A 17,993-nucleotide genomic window follows, 5' to 3' on the forward strand; every position below is an offset into this window, starting at 1 on the left:
ATGTGGGCCCGATTGTCGGCGGGAGTCGTCCGGGCTCGGTACGGTGACGACGCGGCGCGTCGCGGCGTCGGGGCACCGCGCCGCCGGCACGGCACCGGGTGGAGCGCAACGAGAACACGGGGAATCGGGATCGTCATGAGTCACTCATCGCCACCACAGCCGCATGCCTTCGGGCCCGGCCCCCAACCCTGGGGCTCGCCGCAATCGCCGCAGTCGCTGCAACCGCCGACCACGCCGGTCGGTCCGGCCGCGCCGCGCAAGGTGCGTGTCGCCCTGGTGGGCCTGCTCATCACGCTCGCGTCGGCCGCGGTGATCGTGTTCGTGGTGTTGTGGGTGCACAACGTGAGCCAGTCCGCGGGACACGTGGACCGAAGTGACCTCAAGGACCTGCCGGGCCCCCGCAGCAACGTGGGCATCGGCGCACCGGCCGCGCCGACCGCGGGAGGCGGCTCGTGAGCACGCCACAGAACCCATGGGACGAGCAGCGACAGACGCAGCCGCAGCCGCAGCAAGAGCCGCCGCCGTTCATGCCACCCCAGTCGCCGTCACAAGCCCAGTCCGGGACCCGGCCGCAGGCCCAGGACCAGCCCCGGACCCCGGTATCGCCCCAGCCGCACATACCGTTCCAACCACCGCTCCCGCAGCAGTCGCAGCCGCACGTACCGCCGCAGTCGCAGGCACAGTCCCCGTCACGGCCCGCGCCCTTCCCGAACGCCACGGGCGGCGGCTTCGTCGCGAACCCCCTCCTGCCGCTGTACGACTCCCCGTCCCAGGCCACGCCCTACGCCCCGTACGCGCCCCCGTACGACGGATCGGGCGGCCCCCCGTACGGACCCGGCGGACCGGCCGGAACCGGACCGGCGCCACTGCCCACCCCCTCCCCCGCGCCGCAGCAACCGGGCCTGCACGGCCACGACTTCGTCTTCGGGCCGCCCCTGGCCCCCGAGCGGATGCGGCCGGTGCGCGATCGGCCCGTCCTGCTCCGGAGCGCGATCCTGGCCCTGGTGGTGCTCGCCCTCGCCACGGTCGGCGCCGTGCGGCAGGCCGGCCGGGACGTCAAGGACTACGACAACACCGGCGAACACACCGCGGTCGCCTGGTCCTTGAAGGAGGGCCGCGACGGCCCCGTGAGCGCCGGCGCGCCGAACGCGAGCCCGCGCAACCTGGAGGGCACCTGGTTCCAGGGCGACACCGTGGTGCGCTCGGAACGCGCGCGCGTGGTCGCGTATCGCATCGACACCGGCGCCACCGCCTGGGAGTCGCCCCTGCCGGCCGGTGCCGCGATGTGCGCCGCCGGCGCCGAGACCGACGGCACGATCGCGGTCGTCGTCTACGGCGCCGGCGAGACGTGCGACCGAATCGCGGGGATCGACATCTCCTCGGGCAAGGAGGTATGGTCCAAGCCGCGCACCGCCAAGGACGACCTGTCGGGCGAACGCCTGGCCGTGTCGCGCGGTGTCGCGGTCACCGGCAACGCGGCGTTCCGGATCAAGGACGGCGCGCAGATCTGGACCACGGATCGGAACCTCCCGTCCGGTTGCCGCGCGTCCGGCTTCCGGGGCGGGGCCGCGCTGGTCGCCAACGGCCGGTGCGGGGCCACGGAAACCGTCTGGGGCATCGATCCGACCACCGGCAAGCCCTCGTGGACGCACAACCTGCCCAAGGGCGGCGGTACGACACTCGGCTCACCGGTGGTGGCCACGTCCCCCGTGATCGTCAACGAACCGGCCGCGACGGGCGCGCCGGCACGCCTGACGGTGTTGACCGAACGGGGCGAGCCCGCCTACACGATCGAAGCCGGCAACCCCGTGATCGGCAGCGCGCTCGGCGCCCCGCCGCGCCTCCTGGCGGACGAGCGGACGATCTACGTGCCGGGCAACAACGGCGAGGCGCTGCACACATCGGGCAAGTTCTGGGCCAACCAGATCATCGCGATCGACCGCGCGACCGGCAGGGTCCGCTGGATCTCCGCGCTCCCGGCCGCCGTCAAGGCACTGGGCGTGAGCGTCGACAGCAAGGCCGCGCCGATAGCGATCGACGACGCGGACGGCAGCCTGCGGGTCTGGGTGAGCGCCGGCGCCGGCAAGCCCCCGCGCCTGGTCCGCTTCGACCCGGACGACGGCCGCATCCGCGTGCTCAAGGAGTATCCGCTGCGCCTGGGCGTCGCCCTGACGGCAGACGTACCCAAGCCCTTCGAACACGACGGCCGACTCTTCCTCGTCAACGAGGGCGCTGTGAACCTCGCGTACCGCCTGATCGTGAGCGCCTGATGCTCGACCTGCCGTTCGATCGGCCCGGCCGCTTCTGGCGAGGCAACCTGCACACGCACTCCGACCAATCCGACGGGGCGCTGTCGCCCGAGGAGGTCTGCCGCCGATACCGGGAGGCCGGCTACGACTTTCTCGCCGTCACCGACCACTTCCGGGCGAAGTACGGGTTCCCGCTGACCGACACCCGGCCCATGCGCACCCCGGGATTCACCACGCTGCTGGGCGCCGAACTACATGCCCCGCGCACCGAGTTCTCCTCGGAATGGCACATCGTCGCGGTGGGACTGCCACTCGGCTTCCCACCCCCCGAACCCGACGAGAGCGGACCGCGATTGGCGCGCCGGGCCCGGGCCGCGGGCGCCTTCATCGGCATGGCCCACCCGGCCGCGTCCCTGCTCACCCTCGCCGACGCCGAAAGCCTGGACGCGGCCCACGCGGTCGAGGTGCACAACGCGCTCTCGGCGCGCGAGGACCGCGGCGACAGTTGGCACCTGACCGACATCCTGCTCAATCGCGGACACCGGCTCGGCGCCTACGCCGCCGACGACGCCCACTTCCAGCCCCAGGACCCGCCTGGCTGCACCGCCTGGGTCCAGGTGCGCGCCGAATCCCTCGACCCGCAGGCGCTGCTCGTCGCCCTCAAGGCGGGCCACTACTACGCGAGTACCGGACCCGAGCTGCACGACATCCGCCTCCACGACGGCCTGATCACGGTGCGCTGCTCGCCGGTTCGCAAGGTGCTGGTGACCGGCGGCGCCCCGGGCGCCCGGGTGATCGAGGGCGAGGCGCTGACGGAGTGCTCCCTTCCCCTGGCCATGTTCGGGCACGGGTACTGCCGGGTCACCGTCGAGGACTCCACCGGACGACGCGCCTGGAGCAACCCGATCCACCTCACCCGGTCCTGAGGTAGATCGCTCCCCGGTCTTCGGCATGTGGGCGCCCGGCATGTGGGCGCCCGGCGCTCAGGCGGGCGTCCTCGAGCCCCACGGGCCGCTGCGCAGGGTGATGCCGTTCCAGCGGCCCAGGCGGCGGATCTCCCAGATGCTCAGGGCGGTGATGATCACCGAGCCGCCGACGCCGACCGCGGCCTTCACCGTGTCCGGCACGATGTCGGAGCCCGCGAACACCGGGTTGTCGGTCTTGACGAACAGGTCGGTGAGCGTGAACGTCCACGCCAGCCACACCGCCATCAGAGCCGGCAGCATCGGATGACCGTCCGCCGCCGAGAACAGGTGCCGGGCCACCTGCCAGATGGCCACGAGCGCGAACCCGAAGACCCACAGCGCCGTCACCATCGACACCCACGACAGCGCCAGTTGGGCCGCGGTCCCGTCGGTGCGCAGCGTATTGGTGTTGGACCCCAGGCCCGCGCCCTTGCGGCACCCCCACGCGAGCGCGATGCCGAGCACCGGGACCACCAGGAACAAGCCGACCGCCCGTACGGGGTAGATCAGTTGACGCAGGGTCAGCGCGCGCAGCTGCGGGCGGGCGCAGATCACCAGGAGGCAGCCGATCAACAGGATGCCGACGATGCCGTACATCGGCAGCAGGACCATCCGCCGGACCAGCGCGGACACCAGTTCGGCGACGACCTGCGAGCCGCGCGGCTTGGTCCCCGGGCCGGCCTGCTGGGCCGAGATGTGGGTGCTCTCCTTGTACAGGGCGCGCAGGAACACGGCCAGGACGATCACCAGGCCCAGCCACGCGCGCACCCGGTTGAGGTTGCCCATCAGCGTGTCCGGGCGCCCGATGCGGTGCGACGGGCGCAGCAACCGGTGCGCCAGCACGCCGGGTACGACAACCGTCGCCACGTTGGCGAGCCATCGGCGCTCGATCTGCCGAGGCGTCGGTGTCGCCGCGTGCGCGTGCGGCGGGACATGGGCCCGGGCATGGGTGTACTGGTGTGGATGCGCGTGTAGTTGGTGGCCGGCATGGGCCATCGGTCGGAACCTCCCCGCAGAACGACCGGCTCGAACCGGACCACGTTAGCAACGCGAGCCCGCCGCCGCCGACGGTCGTCCCTCGATGCGGCCCGGCACGCCCCACCGATCGGTCCCACCACGCGCGTGGACGGATCGGCGTCGCCCCCACAGGCGTCCCGGCGCGACCCGGGCCACCGCGACCGCGGGCTACGCCGACGCCGGGTCGGGAGCGGCCGGTTCGGCGCGGGTCGCGGCCATCCGGCGGCCGATCACGGCCGCCGCGGCCGCGGCGCTGCCGGTGAACGCGAGGCCCACGACCCACGGGCGGTCGAGGACGTGGCAGGTCACGTGGTCGAGCGAGTAGCGGCCGGGGCCCGCGATGCCGAGGCCGGCGGCGACGAATCCCAGGAACGCCGGATACTCGTAGCCGCCCGACATCGCGAAGAAGCCGGCGGGCGCGTGCACCGCGACCGCGCCGGCCATCGCACCGGCCGCCGCCGCACCGGCCGCGGGGGTGGCCAGTCCCAACGCGAGCAGCACCCCGCCACCCGCCTCACCGAGCCCGGCCGCGAGGGCGCTCTGCCGACCGGGCCGAAAACCCATCTGTTCCATCGCCGAGCCCGTCGCCATCAGCCCGTGTCCGCCGAAGGCGCCGAACAGCTTCTGCGCGCCATGGGCGAACAGGACACCGCCGGTGCCCAGGCGCAGCGCCAGCAGACCTACGTCTTTGCGGATCGACAGGAACATGAGAAGCCCTTCCTGGGTTCGGTCCACCCAGTGTCGGCTCGCCGACGGCGACCGCGCGCCCGCTGATAGGCCGTCGGGAGGAGGCCCGGCGGGCGATCCGACGCGGCGGGACGCCCGCGGAACCGGTCCGATCAGGTGTCGAGTGCCTGGGCTCGTTTCCTGCCCGTTCCCCGCCCGTTCCCCCGACGCGGGTCATTTCTCGCGGGCTCGGCTGGGTTGGACCCTGGGCGGCTCGCCGGGCATCTTGGGGTGGTCCGGCGGGTAGGGCAGGTCGCCGAGGTCCCGGTCGTGGGCGTGCCGGTCGGCCAGTTCCAGGACCGGGGTCAGATCGAAGGCGTGCTCGACCATGTCGGCGTGCACGTCGCCGCGTCGGGCGAAGCGCTCGGGCATGGTGGCCAGGTCGAAGTCGTCGGGGTGCGCGTCGTCGAGTTCGTCCCAGGTCAGCGGCGCCGAGACGGTGGCGCGCGCGGTGGGGCGGGGGGAGTAGGCCGCGGCGATCGTGCGGTCGCGGGCCATCTGGTTGTAGTCGACGAAGATGCGCTCGCCGCGCTCCTCCTTCCACCAGGCCGTGGTCACCCGATCGGGCATCCGGGCCTCCAGTTCGCGCCCCAGGGCGATGACGGCCCGCCGGACCTCGGTGAACGTCCGGTCCGGGCGCACGGGTACGTACAGGTGCAGGCCGCGGCCGCCGGAGGTCTTGGGCCAGGCGGTGAGTCCGTGCGCGGCGAGGACCTCGCGCATCTCGTGCGCGGCCCGTACCGCGTCGGCGAAGTCGGTGCCCGGTTGCGGGTCGAGGTCGATGCGCAGCTCGTCGGGGTGTTCGGTGTCGCTGCGGCGGACCGGCCAGGGGTGGAAGGTCAGGCAGCCGAGATTGGCCGCCCAGACCAGGGCGGCGACGTTGTCGGGGGCCATCTCGTCGGCGTGCCGACCGCTGGGGAAGCTGATCCGGGCGGTGGGGATCCAGTCGGGCAGGTACTTGGGCACCCGCTTCTGGAAGAACGATTCGCCCTCCACGCCGTCGGGATAGCGCTGCAGTGTGGTGGGTCGATCGCGCAGCCCCCGGAGCAGGCCGCTCCCGACGGAGATCAGGTAGCGGACGACGTCCCCCTTGGTGAAGCCGCGCTCGGGGAAGTAGACCTTGTCGATATTGCTCACCCGGACGGACCTGCCGTCGATCTCGAACTCCTCGGCAGCGCTCATGCCTCAGAGTAGCCAGACTTGCCCCCTTGTATCCTTATATTCGATCTGTGTCGCCCGCGGCCGCACCCGCTGCGGAGGCGGGGTCCGGGGCCCGCGCCCAGACTGGCCGCATGCGCCTTCCCGTCATGCCCCCGGTCAAGCCGATGCTCGCCAAGGCGGCCGCACGTATCCCCGCCGGCATGCACTACGAGGCCAAATGGGACGGGTTCCGGGCCGTGCTGTTCCGCGACGGCGACGAGGTCCTCATCGGCAGCCGCAACACCAAGCCGCTCGACCGCTACTTCCCGGACGTGGTCGAGGCGGCACTGCGGCTGCTGCCTGCGCGCTGCGTCCTGGACGGGGAACTCGTGGTCGCGGTCGAGGACCGCCTCGACTTCGATCGGCTCCAGGACCGCGTCCACCCGGCGGCCTCACGGGTACGGCACCTCGCCGAGACCACGCCGGCCTCGTTCGTGGCGTTCGATCTGCTGGCGCTGGGCGACGAGTCGTACCTGGATCGCCCGTTGACCGAGCGCCGCGCCGCGCTCGCGGAGGCGCTCGCCGACACTCCCCCGCCCATCCACCTCGCACCGGCCACCACCGACCTCGAGGTGGCCCGCGCCTGGTTCGACCGGTTCGAGGGCGCCGGCCTGGACGGCATCGTGGCCAAGGATCCCGCCGGGCCGTACCTGCCGGACGAACGCGCCATGGTCAAGATCAAGCACGAGCGCACGGCCGACTGCGTCGTCGCGGGGTATCGCGAGCACAAGTCGGGCCCGATCGTGGGCTCGTTGCTGCTCGGCCTGTACGACGACCGCGGCCGGCTCCAACACGTCGGCGTGAGCGCCGCGTTCACCGCGGTCCGCCGGGCCGAGCTCGTGGACGAGCTGGCGCCCTACCGTCTCGAGGACGTGTCCGGACACCCGTGGGCGCACTGGGCCGAGGCCGAGGCGCACGAGGCGGACCGACTGCCCGGCGCGGTGACCCGCTGGTCGAGCGGCCGCCTCTCGGAATGGGTGCCGCTGCGCCCGGAGTTGGTATGCGAGGTGGCCTACGACCACGTCCAGGGCGACCGCTTTCGCCACACCACACGCTTTCGCCGCTGGCGCCCCGACAAGGACCCCGGCGACTGCACGTACGAACAACTCGCCGAACCGGCGAGCTACGACCTCACCGACGTCCTCGACGCGCGCTGACGCGACGTCGCGCGGCTCGGCGCCGGACGTCCACCGCCCCGCCCCGGCGGCCCGCGTTCGGCCGCGGACCAGGGTTCATAGCAACTTCCCTATCGTTCCCAGTCGTTACCGGTCTTGGACGCGGGCCGGGGGATCTTGATCTGCTGCTTCCACACGGACGCCGACCGAGGAGCAAGCACATGTGTGAGAACTGCACGACGTCCACGCGGGGATCGGAAGCCGGCGCCAGTCGTCGCGGGGTCCTGCGCGGCGCGGTGCTGGGCGGGGCCGGGGTCGCCGCGGGGCTGACCGCCGCGAGCCCCGCGCAAGCCGCGGAAGCCGTGCCGATACCCGAAGCCGAGACCGTCGAGCCGGCCCGCAAGTCGGTCGGGGTGGGGCTGCGCTGGCTCGGGGTCGCCGGCTGGGAGATCTCCTTCGACGGCAGGGTGTTGTACTTCGATCCCTACCTGAGCCGCTTCGACTACCGCCTCCAGGGCGGGGCGTTGCGCACCGATCCCCGGGTGATCGAGGGGCTGTTGGCCTCGGGGCGGCTGGCGGGCCCGCCGGAGTTGATCATGGTCAGCCACGGCCACTGGGACCACATGGCCGACGTCCCGTACCTGCTGGGTCGCAAGGAGTGGAAGCAGGGGACCATCGACACGATCGGCACCGAGACCCACGCGCACCTCCTGCGGGCGATGGGCGTCGAGCGGTCGGTGATCGTCGCCTCGGGCGGGGAGTACCTCGCCTTCGCCGGCGGCGCCTACACCGTCGAGGTGATCCGCAGTCTGCACAGCCAATCCGGCGGGCACGGCTTCTTCGCGCCCGGCACCCGAACGGCGCCGCCCCCGCCGCCCGCGACGATCGACGATCTGGTCGAGGGCGGCACGCTCGCCTACCAGGTCACCGTGCCGGGGCGGCTGAAGGTGCTGATGTTCGGCGGCACCAACTTCGTCGAACGCGAACTCGCGGGCCTGCGGCCGGATGTCGTCGTCGTATCGATGACCGACTTCAGCACCGTGCACGAATACCTGCCGCGGCTGCTCACCGCGCTCGGCGGCCCGCGCTATGTGATCCCGAGCCACCACGACGACATGATCACCGGCTACGACGACCCCAACCTGCCCAAGACGGTGCGGGCCCAGGCCGTCACCGACCTGCGCGACGCCATCCGCCGCGCGGGCCTGCCCTCCCGGGTCCTGCCCGTCGCCCATCTCCAACGCCTCGACTTCTGAGCAGGGCGGACCGGGACGCACGCGGTCCGCCGCCCGGGACGCCCACACCGCGATTACATGGCGATCACACGGCGATCACATGGCGATGCCCTTGAGGACCGCGTGGCCGTCGTGCGCGCCCGGGTAGGCGCGCCAGGCGGCCGACAGGCGGTCCATGGCCTCGTCGAGGACTGCCGTGTCGGCCAGGAACGAGATCCGCACGTGGTCGGCGTCGCCGCCGGTCGGGTGCAGCGACGGGCCCGGAAGCAACGCCACGCCGTGCCGCAGGGCGCTCTGCGCGAACGACGAGCCGTCCCCGGAGGGCAGCCGCACCCACAGGGTCTGGCCGCCGTCCGCGGGGCGAAAGCGCCACTCGGGCAGGTCCCGGGCGAGCCGCGCGCACAGGTGGTCGTGGCGGATGCGCAGCAGGTCGGCGCGGCGGCGCGAGAGCTCGGGGATCCTGGGGACGAGTTCGGCCGCCGCGAGTTGGGCCGGCACGTTGCTGCCGAAGTCCTGGGTCGCCTTGAGCCGGGCCAGGCGGGTGACCAGGTCGCGGTCGGCCCGGATCCAGCCGACGCGCAGCCCGCCCCACACGATCTTGCTCAGCGAGCCCACCGTGACCACGTGCTCGATCGGACCGAACGCGGCGAGTGCCGGCGGCGGGTCGCCGATGAACGACAGGCCCGAGAGCACCTCGTCGTCGACGATCGGCATGCCGTGCGCGACGGCGGTCTCCACCAACCGGCGCCGGATCAGCGGGGGAATCACCGTCCCGGTGGGGTTGTGGAAGGTCGACACCAGGTAGGCCAGTGCGGGCCGGCGCTCGGCGACCGCCCGACACCACGCGTCGACGTCGAGCCCCTCCCAGCCGTTGGGCGCGCACACCAGATCCGCGGCGGCGTCGCGCAGCGGTTCGAGCATGCCGGGGTAGGTCGGCCCCTCCACCAGGACCGGGTCTCCGGGGGACGCCAACTGCCGGACGAGCAGGGCCAGCGCCTGCTGCGCGCCGGTGGTCACCAGGATCTCGTGCGGTGCCGTCGGGATCCCGCGCTCGGTGTACGAACGGGCCACGGCGGCGCGCAGATCGGGGTGCCCGGCCGGGTAGTGGCCGAGGTCGTCGGTGATCGACGCCATCCGTTCGAGGGCCACCGCGTACGCGTCGAGCAGTTCCGGCGGCGGGGCGTCGGGCGCGGCGCACGCCATCTGGATGACGCCGTCGGGCGGCTCCAGGAAGGTGAGGAACATCGGGTGCGCGGGGCCGTCGACGCGGCGCGCCGGTCCCTCGTCGCTCGACCCGGCCACCCAGGTCCCGCTGCCCTGTCGGCGGGTCAGGAAGCCCTCCTGGCGCAGCAGGTCGTAGGCGGCGACCAGGGTGCTGCGGCCGACCGCGAGCCGGCGCGCCAGATCGCGCTCGGGTGGCAGTCGGGTGCCGGCCGGAAGGGCGCCCGTGTCGACCAGTTCCCGCAGGCGACGGGCGAGCAGCAGGTGCAATGGGCCGCGCCCGGCCGACCAGCGACCGAGGTGCGACACCACGAGTTCCGCGTCGATTGGCTTCATTGCCAAGCCAATATACAAGGATTGGCTCTGCCGGCCGGCCCCGCTCCCGGCCAGGCTCTGTGTCCATGACCTCCACCCCCGTCTCCGCCCCGATCCCCGCTTCCGCCCCCGACCCCGACGCGCCGGCCGCCGACGCGCCCGCCGTCCGGTCCGCCGAACCGCGTGCGCAGGCCGTCGACACGATCGCCGTCCACGCCGGCGGCACCGCCGAGAGCAACGACTTCACCGGCGTCTCCCGCCCGGTCGCGGTCCCGATCCACCAGGCCTCGACCTTCACCTTCGACGACGCCGACGTGTTCGCCGACGCCATGGGCAAGCCGGACGCCCCGTTCGTCTACAGCCGCTACGGCAACCCGACCACGCATGCCCTGGAAACCGCGATGGCCGCCCTGGAGGGTGGCGTCGCGGCGCTGGCCACCAGCTCCGGCATGGGCGCGATCACCGCCGTACTCACCACCCACCTCGCCTCCGGGGACCACGTCGTCGCGCAGCGGCGGCTGTACGGCGGCACGTTCGCGATGCTGCGGGACCTGGAGCAGCGCTACGGCGTGCAGGTCACGTACGTCTCCGGCGACGACCCGGCCGAGGTCGCGGCGGCGGTCCGGCCGAACACCCGGCTGCTGTACCTGGAGACGATCGCCAACCCGATGACGCAGGTGTGCGACATCCCCGCGATGACCGCGGTCGCCCGCGCGCACGGGATCCTGACGGTCGTCGACAACACGTTCGCCACGCCGGTGCTGTGTCGGCCGCTGGCGCACGGCGCGGACATCGTCGTGCACTCGACCACCAAGTACGTCGGCGGCCACTCCGACGTCGTGGGCGGGATCGCGGTCTTCGCGGACCCGGCCGGGCACCGCGCGGTGTGGGACCGGATCGTGGAGTCCGGCGTGAACCCGGACCCGTTCGCGGCCTGGCTCACCCTGCGCGGGCTGCGCACGCTGCCGCTGCGGATGCGCCGGCACTGCGAGGTCGCCGCCGTCGTGGCCGGCCGGCTCGCCGAGCACCCGGCCGTGTCGGCGGTGTACTGGCCCGGCCTGCCCGACCACCCCCGGCGCGACGTCGTCGACCGGGTCCTGGACGGCCCGGGCGGGATGCTCGCCTTCGACCTCGCCGGCGGCCGGGCCGCGGCCGACGCATTCGTCCACGGGGTGCGGCTGGCCCTCCTCGCCGCTTCGCTGGGCGGTCTGGAGACGCTCGTAGTGCACCCGGCCGGCACCTCCCACCGGCAGCTCGACGCCGAGCAACTGCGCGCCGTCGGCATCGGCGAGGGCACCGTCCGGGTCTCCGTGGGCATCGAGGATCCCGAGGACATCTGGGCAGACTTCGCCCAGGCCCTGCCCGCCGGCTCCTGATTCGCGGGCTTTTCGGCGGAACCCGCGACCGCCGCGCGCGCACGGAGAGCGACGGGGGGTTACCGACGATCGGCGGTGGAAGGCCGCGGCGGATTCGATCACCGGGTGGCGTTGGTAGATTGCATCCGCCGTATGGTCCACGATCACCGCTCATTTTTTGGGGACTCTCGTGTCGCTCAGCCCCGCTCTGTCCGTGTCGGAAACCGACCTCGCGGTCGCCCGGGAGGCCTACGCCGCCCTGCTGGCCGAGGGCCTTCGCCTCGACCTCACCCGCGGCAAGCCCTCGCCGGAGCAGCTGGACCTCGCCGACGGGCTGGCCGGACTGCCCGAAGTGGGCGACTACAAGGCCGCCGACGGTACCGACTGCCGCAACTACGGCGGCCTCAACGGCCTGCCCGAGCTGCGCGCGATCTTCGCCGACCTGTTCCAGGTCCCCGCCGCGCAGCTGCTGGCGCTGGGCAACGCGAGCCTGACGGTGATGCACGACGTGGTCGCCAACGCGCTGCTCTCGCCCGTGCCCGGGGCCGAGCGCCGCTGGGTGGAGGAGCCCGAGGTGCTCTTCCTGTGCCCGGTGCCCGGCTACGACCGGCACTTCTCGGTGTGCGAGCGCTTCGGGATCGGCATGGTCCCGGTGCCGCTGACCGGCGAGGGCCCGGACATGGACGCGGTGGAGGAGCTGGTCGCCGCCGATCCGCGGATCAAGGGCATGTGGTGCGTGCCCAAGTACAGCAACCCCACCGGTGAGACCTACAGCGACGAGACCGTCCGCAGGCTCGCCGCGATGCCGACCGCCGCGCCCGACTTCCGACTCTTCTGGGACAACGCCTACGCGGTGCACCACCTCACCGACGAGCCCGTCGAGCTCGTCTCGATCCTGGACGCCTGCGCCGAGGCCGGGAACCCCGACCGCGCCTTCGTCTTCGGCTCCACCTCGAAGATCACGTACGCGGGTTCCGGCGTCGCCTTCTTCGGCTCCTCGCCCGCCAACATCGCCTGGCTGACCGGCCTGCTGGCCAAGCAGACCATCGGCCCCGACAAGGTCAACCAGCTGCGCCACGTGCGCTTCTTCGGCGACACCGAGGGCGTCACCGCGCACATGCGGCTGCACCGTGCACTCCTGGAGCCGCGCTTCGAGGCGGTGTACGAGGTGCTGGAGAGCGAGCTCGGCGCGCTCGGGATCGCCCGTTGGACCCGGCCCGAGGGCGGCTACTTCGTCAGCCTGGAGGTCCCCGACGGCTGCGCCGCCGAGGTCGTCCGGCTGGCCAAGGAGGTCGGCGTCGCGCTGACCCCGGCGGGCGCGGCCTTCCCGAACGGCAACGACCCGCGCGACCACCACATCCGGCTGGCCCCCAGCTACCCCACGGTCGACGAGGTGCGCGGGGCGATGCGCGCCGTGGCCGTCTGCGTGAAGCTGGCCGCCATGGAGGCCGCCGTGAAGAAGGGCTGACCGAACACGGACACCCGGGCCCGCCTCCGACGATGATTCGGGGGCGGGCCCTGTGCGTTCAGTCGCGGTCGGCGGGGTGCACGGTGCCGGCGTAGCGGCGGGTGAAGCCGTCGGGGGCGGCGACGATGACGTCGTAGCGGCCGTACGCGTCCGTCGGCCACGCGATCGTCGCGTGGTCGCGGGCGCCGACCCATTGCTCGCGGGCCTTGCCGCCGAAGTCGTTGGGGGTCACGGTGAAGCGGACCTCGGCGTCGCCCTCGTTGGCCAGCCGCAGGTCGAGTCGGGCCGACTCGGGCTTGCGGCCGTGCACCTCGGCCCGCACCGACGGAACCGCGATGTCGCGTTGGGGGTCGCGCACCACGCGGCCCGCGAAGCGCCGGACGAATCCGTCCGCGCCGTGCACGCTGAAGTCGTAGACGCCGTCCGTTCCGGCGGCATCCCACGTGTACGCGGCGGTGCCGCCGGGCGCGACGGTGAAGGGGGTGCCGGCGAACGGCAGCGCGATGTTGGGGAAGACGGTGAAGTGGAAGGTCACCGATCCGTCGTTGACCAGGGTGCACACCACCTTGCCGGTGCCGCGGTCCACGGTCGCGTCGGCCGAGGGGCGGTACGGGAGCGGGCGGTGCGGGCGGTGGCCCGGCTCCTGGGTGGGGACCTGCTGGGCGCCGAGCTCGGGCAGCCTGACCCCGGGCAGCGCCTTGGCCGCGTCCGCCTTGGCGATCAGCGGGTTGGTGTCGGGCAGCGACGGGATCGTGTAGTCGGGCCTGGTGAAGTCGAAGCACGAGGTCAGGTCGCCGCACACCGCGCGTCGCCACGCGGAGATGTTCGGCTCCTGGACGCCGGTGACGGTCTCCAGGAAGCGCAGTACCGAAGTATGGTCCGCCACCTGGGAGTTGACGTGTCCGCCGCGTGACCAGGGCGAGGCTATCCACAGCGGGACGCGGGTGCCCAGGCCGATCGGCCGGCCGCCGACGAACTCCTCGGGGGTGCCCGGCTCGGGCATCGGCGGCACGACATGGTCGAAGTAGCCGTCGTTCTCGTCGTACATCAGCAGGAACACGGTGTGCTTCCACACCTCGGGGTTGGCGAACATCGACTGGAGGGCGGTGTTCACCCAGTGCGCGCCGTAGTTGGGCCCGGCGTCGGGGTGTTCGCTGAACAGGTAGGGCGCGACGAGCCAGGACACCGTCGGCAGCGTGCCGTCCTTGCAGTGCGCGTCGAACGCGGCCTGGTCCCACTTGGTCATCGCGTTGATGTAGCGGGGGTCGTCCTTGGCGAAGGCGTGGAACTGCTTGAAGTAGGAGAGCCCGTTGTCGTCGTAGTCGCCGTAGCGCTCGTCCTTGCTCGGGTTGTGGTAGACGCGCCAGCTCACCCCGGCGGCGGACAGGCGTTCGGCGTAGGTGGTCCAGTCGGCGACCGGGTTGTCGGTGACGGGGGTGTTGTCGATCCACGGGCCGGTGGTGCCGTCGCGGCCGGGGCCGGCGGTGCCCGACCACAGGTAGAGCCGGTTGGGGTCGGTCGGGCCGTTGAGCGAGGTGAAGTAGGCGTCGCACACCGTGAATTCGTCGGCGAGCGCGTACTGGTACGGGATGTCCTCGCGGGTGAAGTACCCCATCGAGCGCTCGCCCTTGGCGGCCACCCAGCGGTTCTGCGCGCCGTTGTTCACCGCGGTGTGGCCGGTGCTCCAGTCGTGCGGGAGGCCGCCCGCGTTCTGCGCGTTGTACTTGGTGGAGTCCATCCGGTACGGCAGCAGGTAGCCGCCGTCGGCGCGACCGGCGGCGGGCTGGCGGAAGACGTCGTCGCCGCCGGGCAGGACCAGGCCCTGCCGGTCGGCGAAGCCGCGCACGCCCGCGAGGGTGCCGAAGTAGTGGTCGAAGCTGCGGTTCTCCTGCATCAGGATCACCACGTGGCGGACGTCCTTGATGCTGCCGGGGCTCGGCCGGCGAGCCGCGGCCGGGTCGGGCTCCGCGTGCGCGGGGGTCGCGGTGAGGCCCACCGCGCCGGCCGCGCCGACGGCTGCGGAGGCGCCCACGAAGGAACGGCGGCTGAACTCGGTCATGGTGGAACGGGCCTTTCGGTGGCGGGAGATGACGACGGATCAGGCGCGCAGGGTGAACGTGGCGACCGCGGCGGCGTGGTCGCTGGGCCAGCCGTTCGCGGCGGTGCCCGGGACCGGCTTGGGCCAGCCGGTGACCAGGGTGTGCGCCTCGGTGGCGTCGAGCGGTCCGGCCGTGTGCAGGGCGTCGATCCGGTCCTGGGGCCGGGTGGGGTCGACGGGCGACCAGGTGGTGCCGGGCTCGCGGACGGGGTCGCGGTGTTCGGCCCGGAACACGTCGGTCAGCCGGGCCTGTTCGAGCAGCAGGGTGACCGGCCAGCGGACCGGTCCCACTCCCCCGTGCCCGGCCGCGGCGCGCGCGGTCCAGTCCAGGTGCGAGGGCGAGGCGAGGCCGGCGGCGAGCAGGACCGGGGTGTCCCGGGCGGCGCGCAGGTCGGGCTCCAGGGCCGCGACGAGGGCCTGCGCCTGGCGGTACCGCAGGCTCGCCCGCTCGGCCGCCTCGGCCTGCGCGGCGGTGCGGCCCTGGCGGATGGCGTCCGGCCCGTAGTCGGCCTCGTCCAGGTGGGCGGTCCACACCCGGACGGGACGCACCCCGGGAGCGCGCACCGTCGCCGCGACGGCGGGCAGGTCGGTGGTCGCGGGGCGCGGGTCGGTGAGCGGGTGCCGGCTGACCAGCGCGAGCCCGGCCGGGTCCTCGTACACGGCCCAACCGAGGGCGTCGGCGAGGGACTTGCCCAGGGTGCCGCCGGTGTCCTGGAGCGCGAGCAGGTCCAGGTTCTGGGTGAGCGCGAGTCGCACCAGCTTGGTCACCGCGCCGTCGACGTGCTTGCCGGCCTCCCATGTGTCGAGGCCGGCGACCTTGAGCGCGACGCTGCGGTCGTTGCGGCGGACCGGTACGTGGACATCGAGCCGCGAGGTCACGCCGGTGGCGTTGTCGCGGCCCTCGACGGTGAGCACGCCGGGGTGGCGGGCGCCGCCGCGTGGCGCCTTCGCGGTGACCGTGCCGTCGGCGCCGGCGGTCAGCCAGCCGTCCCCGCCGCGGGTGCGGAAGGTGACGCCCTGGCCGGACTGGGCTCCGCCGGCCGCGGTCCACAGGCCGGCGAGGCGCACGGTCGCGGTGTCTCCCGGGGCGACGGCCGCGGTGGTGACGGTGTCGACGGCGAATCGCGGGCGCGGCGGTACGGGCCGGGCGGCGAAGGAGAACGGCGCGGTCTGCGCGAGGATCGCGTAGCCGTCCTTGGCGAGCAGGTAGGCGGTGTAGGGGCCGTCGGTGAGCCCCTGCGTATCGATGACCACCTCGCCGTCGGCGGTGGTGACGTACTTCCAGGCCAGTGAACTGCCGTCGCCGGGCTTGCGGGCGCCGTCGTACACGCCCACCCAGTTCTTCGCGTGCGGAGCGTCGGTGCCGAAGCGGAAGGTCAGCCGGTCACCCTCCTGTGGTGCGGTGGGGCGGAGGAGGGTGAGGGAACTTCCGGGCATGTCGTCGGTCCTTTTCGGGGGTCGAGGGTGCGGAAGGGGGTGGCCGGGTCGGGTTGGCCTCAAGCGCCGGCCGGGCTGGGTTGGCCTCAAACGCCGGCCGGGCTTGGATTGGTCCGGCCTTCGGCCGAGTGGCCTCCAACGCCGGCCGGGCTGGATTTCGCTCGGCCGATGCTTGAGATGAGACGGTCTTCGGCCGGGCGGCCTCAAGCGCCGGCCGGGCTGGATTTCGCTCGGCCGGTGCTTGGGGTGAGCCGGACTTCGGCCGAGTGGCCTCAAGCGCCGCCGGGCTGGGGTTGGCTCGGCCGATGCTCGGGGCGGACCGACGTCCGCACGGGAGTGTTCCGTGCGGACGTCGGGTTGGCTGTACGACTCGGTTCAGTAGGCCGGCGGCCGATGGCCGGAGCGTGAACGTGCCGACACGCGCGGGCGAGGTTCACGGGAAGAGCCGGCGCATGCGGCTCACGGGCCGGCGCCTCGAGGGCGGTGGCGACCGGTTCGGCCTGTGGGCTGCGAACCGCGTCCGCCGCGGCAGGCTCGGGTGAGTCGTCGCGCGCTCGTGGACCGGGCCATCAGACCGCGCCGGCCGGGGCGGACTCGGTCGACGCGGGTGGGGTGCGGGCGGTGCGCACCAGCAGTCGTTCGAGCGCGAGGGTGCCCGGTCCGAACACCGCGATCAGCAACAGGGACCAGCAGAACAGCACCGACAATTCGCCGCCGTTCTGGAGCGGCCACAAAGCCTCTTCCTGGTGGACGGAGAAGTAGGCGTAGGCCATCGACCCCGACGAGATCAGCGCGGCGGCCCTGGTGCCCAACCCGAGCAGCACCAGGGCGCCGCCCACGAGTTGAATGACGGCCGCGTACCCGCCGGGCCACTCACCAACGGACACGGTGCCGCGGACGGTGTTCGGGTGACCGAAGAGCGAGGCGCAGCCGTGGCAGGCGAACAGCAGCCCGACGACGATGCGGAAGAGGCCCAGCACGTGCGGCTTCGCGGATTCGATGAGGGCGTGCGGGACTGGCGGCATCGGACGACTCCTGGGTGGGAGGGCGACTGATTGGTCCAGACCAGTTTTTGCCAACGCTTGCGGTATGGGCAATGCCGCTGTCTCGAACCCGCAAAAATTGGCACACTCGCCCCGGTGCCGGCCGCGCGTTCGCGGGGGCCGATGCGGGGTCGGTGCGGCTCGCTCAGTCCTCGTCGCGGGGCCGCGCGGGGCGGGTGTTCGCGAGCTTGATGACGTGGAAACCGTACTGGGACGCGACGATGTCGCTCAGCTGCCCGGGGCGAAGCTTGACGAGCGCTTCGGCGAACGCCTCCGCGTAGTCGTCCTCGTATCCCCAGCCGAGGTCGCCGCCCAGCGCCGCCGACCGAGGGTCCTTGGACCGTGCCTTGGCGATCGCGCCGAATCGGCTCGGGTCCGCCGCGAGCTCCGCGAGGATCGCGCGGGCCTCGTCCTCGGTTTCCACGGCGATGTGCAGAGCGTGGTATTCCAGTTCGTCGGACAAGATCTCTCCCGGGGTGGTCGCCACCCGGCGCACTCGGGACGAGCGCGGTCACCGAGTTGTCGATCATGTGGATGATAGGGCCGGGC

Annotated in this window: 15 protein-coding genes; 7 read left to right on the plus strand and 8 right to left on the minus strand. The window is 72.8% G+C overall.

Going from position 1 to position 17,993, the window contains the following annotated elements; genetic code table 11:
- The first annotated feature begins 135 nt into the window (after positions 1–135).
- The 3 genes from OG928_RS36970 to OG928_RS36980 are packed head-to-tail and all read left to right on the plus strand — an operon-like array spanning position 136 to position 3,175.
- The gene (locus OG928_RS36970) at positions 136–456 is read left to right on the plus strand and encodes a hypothetical protein (protein ID WP_331766370.1); all 321 of its coding nucleotides are present in this window, start codon (positions 136–138) and stop codon (positions 454–456) included.
- A complete protein-coding gene (locus OG928_RS36975; protein ID WP_331766371.1) occupies positions 453–2,270 on the plus strand; it encodes a PQQ-binding-like beta-propeller repeat protein in 1,818 nt (605 codons plus the stop codon). Before OG928_RS36970 ends, OG928_RS36975 begins: the two co-directional genes overlap by 4 nt.
- Entirely contained in the window at positions 2,270–3,175 is a 906-nt protein-coding gene (locus OG928_RS36980) for a CehA/McbA family metallohydrolase (RefSeq protein ID WP_331766372.1), read from the plus strand. The genes OG928_RS36975 and OG928_RS36980 overlap by 1 nt, the downstream gene beginning before the upstream one ends.
- A 57-nt stretch (positions 3,176–3,232) precedes the next feature.
- Here OG928_RS36980 and OG928_RS36985 read toward each other — a convergent pair whose 3' ends face one another.
- The 3 genes from OG928_RS36985 to ligD all read right to left on the minus strand — a co-directional run bounded on the left by OG928_RS36985 (position 3,233) and on the right by ligD (position 6,139).
- Positions 3,233–4,210, minus strand: coding sequence for a hypothetical protein (locus OG928_RS36985; protein ID WP_331766373.1), 978 nt, complete (start codon positions 4,208–4,210; stop codon positions 3,233–3,235).
- Positions 4,211–4,399: 189 nt separating this feature from the next.
- Complete coding sequence (locus tag OG928_RS36990; protein WP_331766374.1) at positions 4,400–4,939, minus strand: DoxX family membrane protein; 540 nt, start codon at positions 4,937–4,939, stop codon at positions 4,400–4,402.
- 192 nt (positions 4,940–5,131) lie between these two features.
- Positions 5,132–6,139 (minus strand): non-homologous end-joining DNA ligase, encoded by a 1,008-nt coding sequence (gene ligD / locus OG928_RS36995; RefSeq protein ID WP_331766375.1) that lies wholly within the window; start codon positions 6,137–6,139, stop codon positions 5,132–5,134.
- A 110-nt stretch (positions 6,140–6,249) separates the two neighbouring features.
- On the opposite strand from ligD, the gene OG928_RS37000 reads away from it, so the two are divergent.
- Together OG928_RS37000 and OG928_RS37005 are read left to right on the plus strand one after the other, a co-directional pair.
- Positions 6,250–7,314, plus strand: a complete 1,065-nt coding sequence (locus OG928_RS37000; protein WP_331766376.1) for an ATP-dependent DNA ligase — start codon at positions 6,250–6,252, stop codon at positions 7,312–7,314.
- A 179-nt stretch (positions 7,315–7,493) separates the two neighbouring features.
- Entirely contained in the window at positions 7,494–8,528 is a 1,035-nt protein-coding gene (locus OG928_RS37005; RefSeq protein ID WP_331766377.1) for an MBL fold metallo-hydrolase, read from the plus strand.
- Positions 8,529–8,603: 75 nt separating this feature from the next.
- Here the strand turns inward: OG928_RS37005 and OG928_RS37010 are convergent, their stop codons facing one another.
- The gene (locus OG928_RS37010; RefSeq protein ID WP_331766378.1) at positions 8,604–10,064 is read right to left on the minus strand and encodes a PLP-dependent aminotransferase family protein; all 1,461 of its coding nucleotides are present in this window, start codon (positions 10,062–10,064) and stop codon (positions 8,604–8,606) included.
- A gap of 65 nt (positions 10,065–10,129) precedes the next feature.
- On the opposite strand from OG928_RS37010, the gene OG928_RS37015 reads away from it, so the two are divergent.
- Complete coding sequence (locus OG928_RS37015) at positions 10,130–11,419, plus strand: aminotransferase class I/II-fold pyridoxal phosphate-dependent enzyme (RefSeq protein ID WP_331766379.1); 1,290 nt, start codon at positions 10,130–10,132, stop codon at positions 11,417–11,419.
- A 187-nt stretch (positions 11,420–11,606) separates the two neighbouring features.
- Positions 11,607–12,866 (plus strand): aminotransferase class I/II-fold pyridoxal phosphate-dependent enzyme, encoded by a 1,260-nt coding sequence (locus OG928_RS37020; protein ID WP_331768244.1) that lies wholly within the window; start codon positions 11,607–11,609, stop codon positions 12,864–12,866.
- A 58-nt stretch (positions 12,867–12,924) separates the two neighbouring features.
- Here the strand turns inward: OG928_RS37020 and OG928_RS37025 are convergent, their stop codons facing one another.
- The 4 genes from OG928_RS37025 to OG928_RS37040 all read right to left on the minus strand — a co-directional run bounded on the left by OG928_RS37025 (position 12,925) and on the right by OG928_RS37040 (position 17,907).
- Positions 12,925–14,925 (minus strand): phosphocholine-specific phospholipase C, encoded by a 2,001-nt coding sequence (locus OG928_RS37025; protein WP_331766380.1) that lies wholly within the window; start codon positions 14,923–14,925, stop codon positions 12,925–12,927.
- Positions 14,926–14,964: 39 nt separating this feature from the next.
- A complete protein-coding gene (locus OG928_RS37030; RefSeq protein ID WP_331766381.1) occupies positions 14,965–16,401 on the minus strand; it encodes a hypothetical protein in 1,437 nt (478 codons plus the stop codon).
- A gap of 569 nt (positions 16,402–16,970) precedes the next feature.
- Positions 16,971–17,426 (minus strand): DoxX family protein, encoded by a 456-nt coding sequence (locus tag OG928_RS37035; protein WP_331766382.1) that lies wholly within the window; start codon positions 17,424–17,426, stop codon positions 16,971–16,973.
- A gap of 163 nt (positions 17,427–17,589) precedes the next feature.
- Positions 17,590–17,907 carry a peptidylprolyl isomerase gene (locus tag OG928_RS37040; protein ID WP_331766383.1) on the minus strand — a complete coding sequence of 106 codons (318 nt, stop codon included), beginning with the start codon at positions 17,905–17,907 and terminating at the stop codon, positions 17,590–17,592.
- Positions 17,908–17,993: the final 86 nt, after the last annotated feature.

It is taken from the genome of Embleya sp. NBC_00896 (assembly GCF_045207785.1).
GTDB lineage: Bacteria > Actinomycetota > Actinomycetes > Streptomycetales > Streptomycetaceae > Embleya.

What these genes read in the sequence shown, in the direction of transcription:
- OG928_RS36970 (WP_331766370.1), top strand. Translation starts at nt 136, where the DNA reads ATGAGTCACTCATCGCCACCACAGCCGCATGCCTTCGGGCCCGGCCCC.
- OG928_RS36980 (WP_331766372.1), top strand. Translation starts at nt 2,270, where the DNA reads ATGCTCGACCTGCCGTTCGATCGGCCCGGCCGCTTCTGGCGAGGCAAC.
- OG928_RS36985 (WP_331766373.1), bottom strand. Translation starts at nt 4,210, where the DNA reads ATGGCCCATGCCGGCCACCAACTACACGCGCATCCACACCAGTACACC.
- OG928_RS36990 (WP_331766374.1), bottom strand. Translation starts at nt 4,939, where the DNA reads ATGTTCCTGTCGATCCGCAAAGACGTAGGTCTGCTGGCGCTGCGCCTG.
- ligD (WP_331766375.1), bottom strand. Translation starts at nt 6,139, where the DNA reads ATGAGCGCTGCCGAGGAGTTCGAGATCGACGGCAGGTCCGTCCGGGTG.
- OG928_RS37000 (WP_331766376.1), top strand. Translation starts at nt 6,250, where the DNA reads ATGCGCCTTCCCGTCATGCCCCCGGTCAAGCCGATGCTCGCCAAGGCG.
- OG928_RS37005 (WP_331766377.1), top strand. Translation starts at nt 7,494, where the DNA reads ATGTGTGAGAACTGCACGACGTCCACGCGGGGATCGGAAGCCGGCGCC.
- OG928_RS37010 (WP_331766378.1), bottom strand. Translation starts at nt 10,064, where the DNA reads ATGAAGCCAATCGACGCGGAACTCGTGGTGTCGCACCTCGGTCGCTGG.
- OG928_RS37015 (WP_331766379.1), top strand. Translation starts at nt 10,130, where the DNA reads ATGACCTCCACCCCCGTCTCCGCCCCGATCCCCGCTTCCGCCCCCGAC.
- OG928_RS37025 (WP_331766380.1), bottom strand. Translation starts at nt 14,925, where the DNA reads ATGACCGAGTTCAGCCGCCGTTCCTTCGTGGGCGCCTCCGCAGCCGTC.
- OG928_RS37030 (WP_331766381.1), bottom strand. Translation starts at nt 16,401, where the DNA reads ATGCCCGGAAGTTCCCTCACCCTCCTCCGCCCCACCGCACCACAGGAG.
- OG928_RS37035 (WP_331766382.1), bottom strand. Translation starts at nt 17,426, where the DNA reads ATGCCGCCAGTCCCGCACGCCCTCATCGAATCCGCGAAGCCGCACGTG.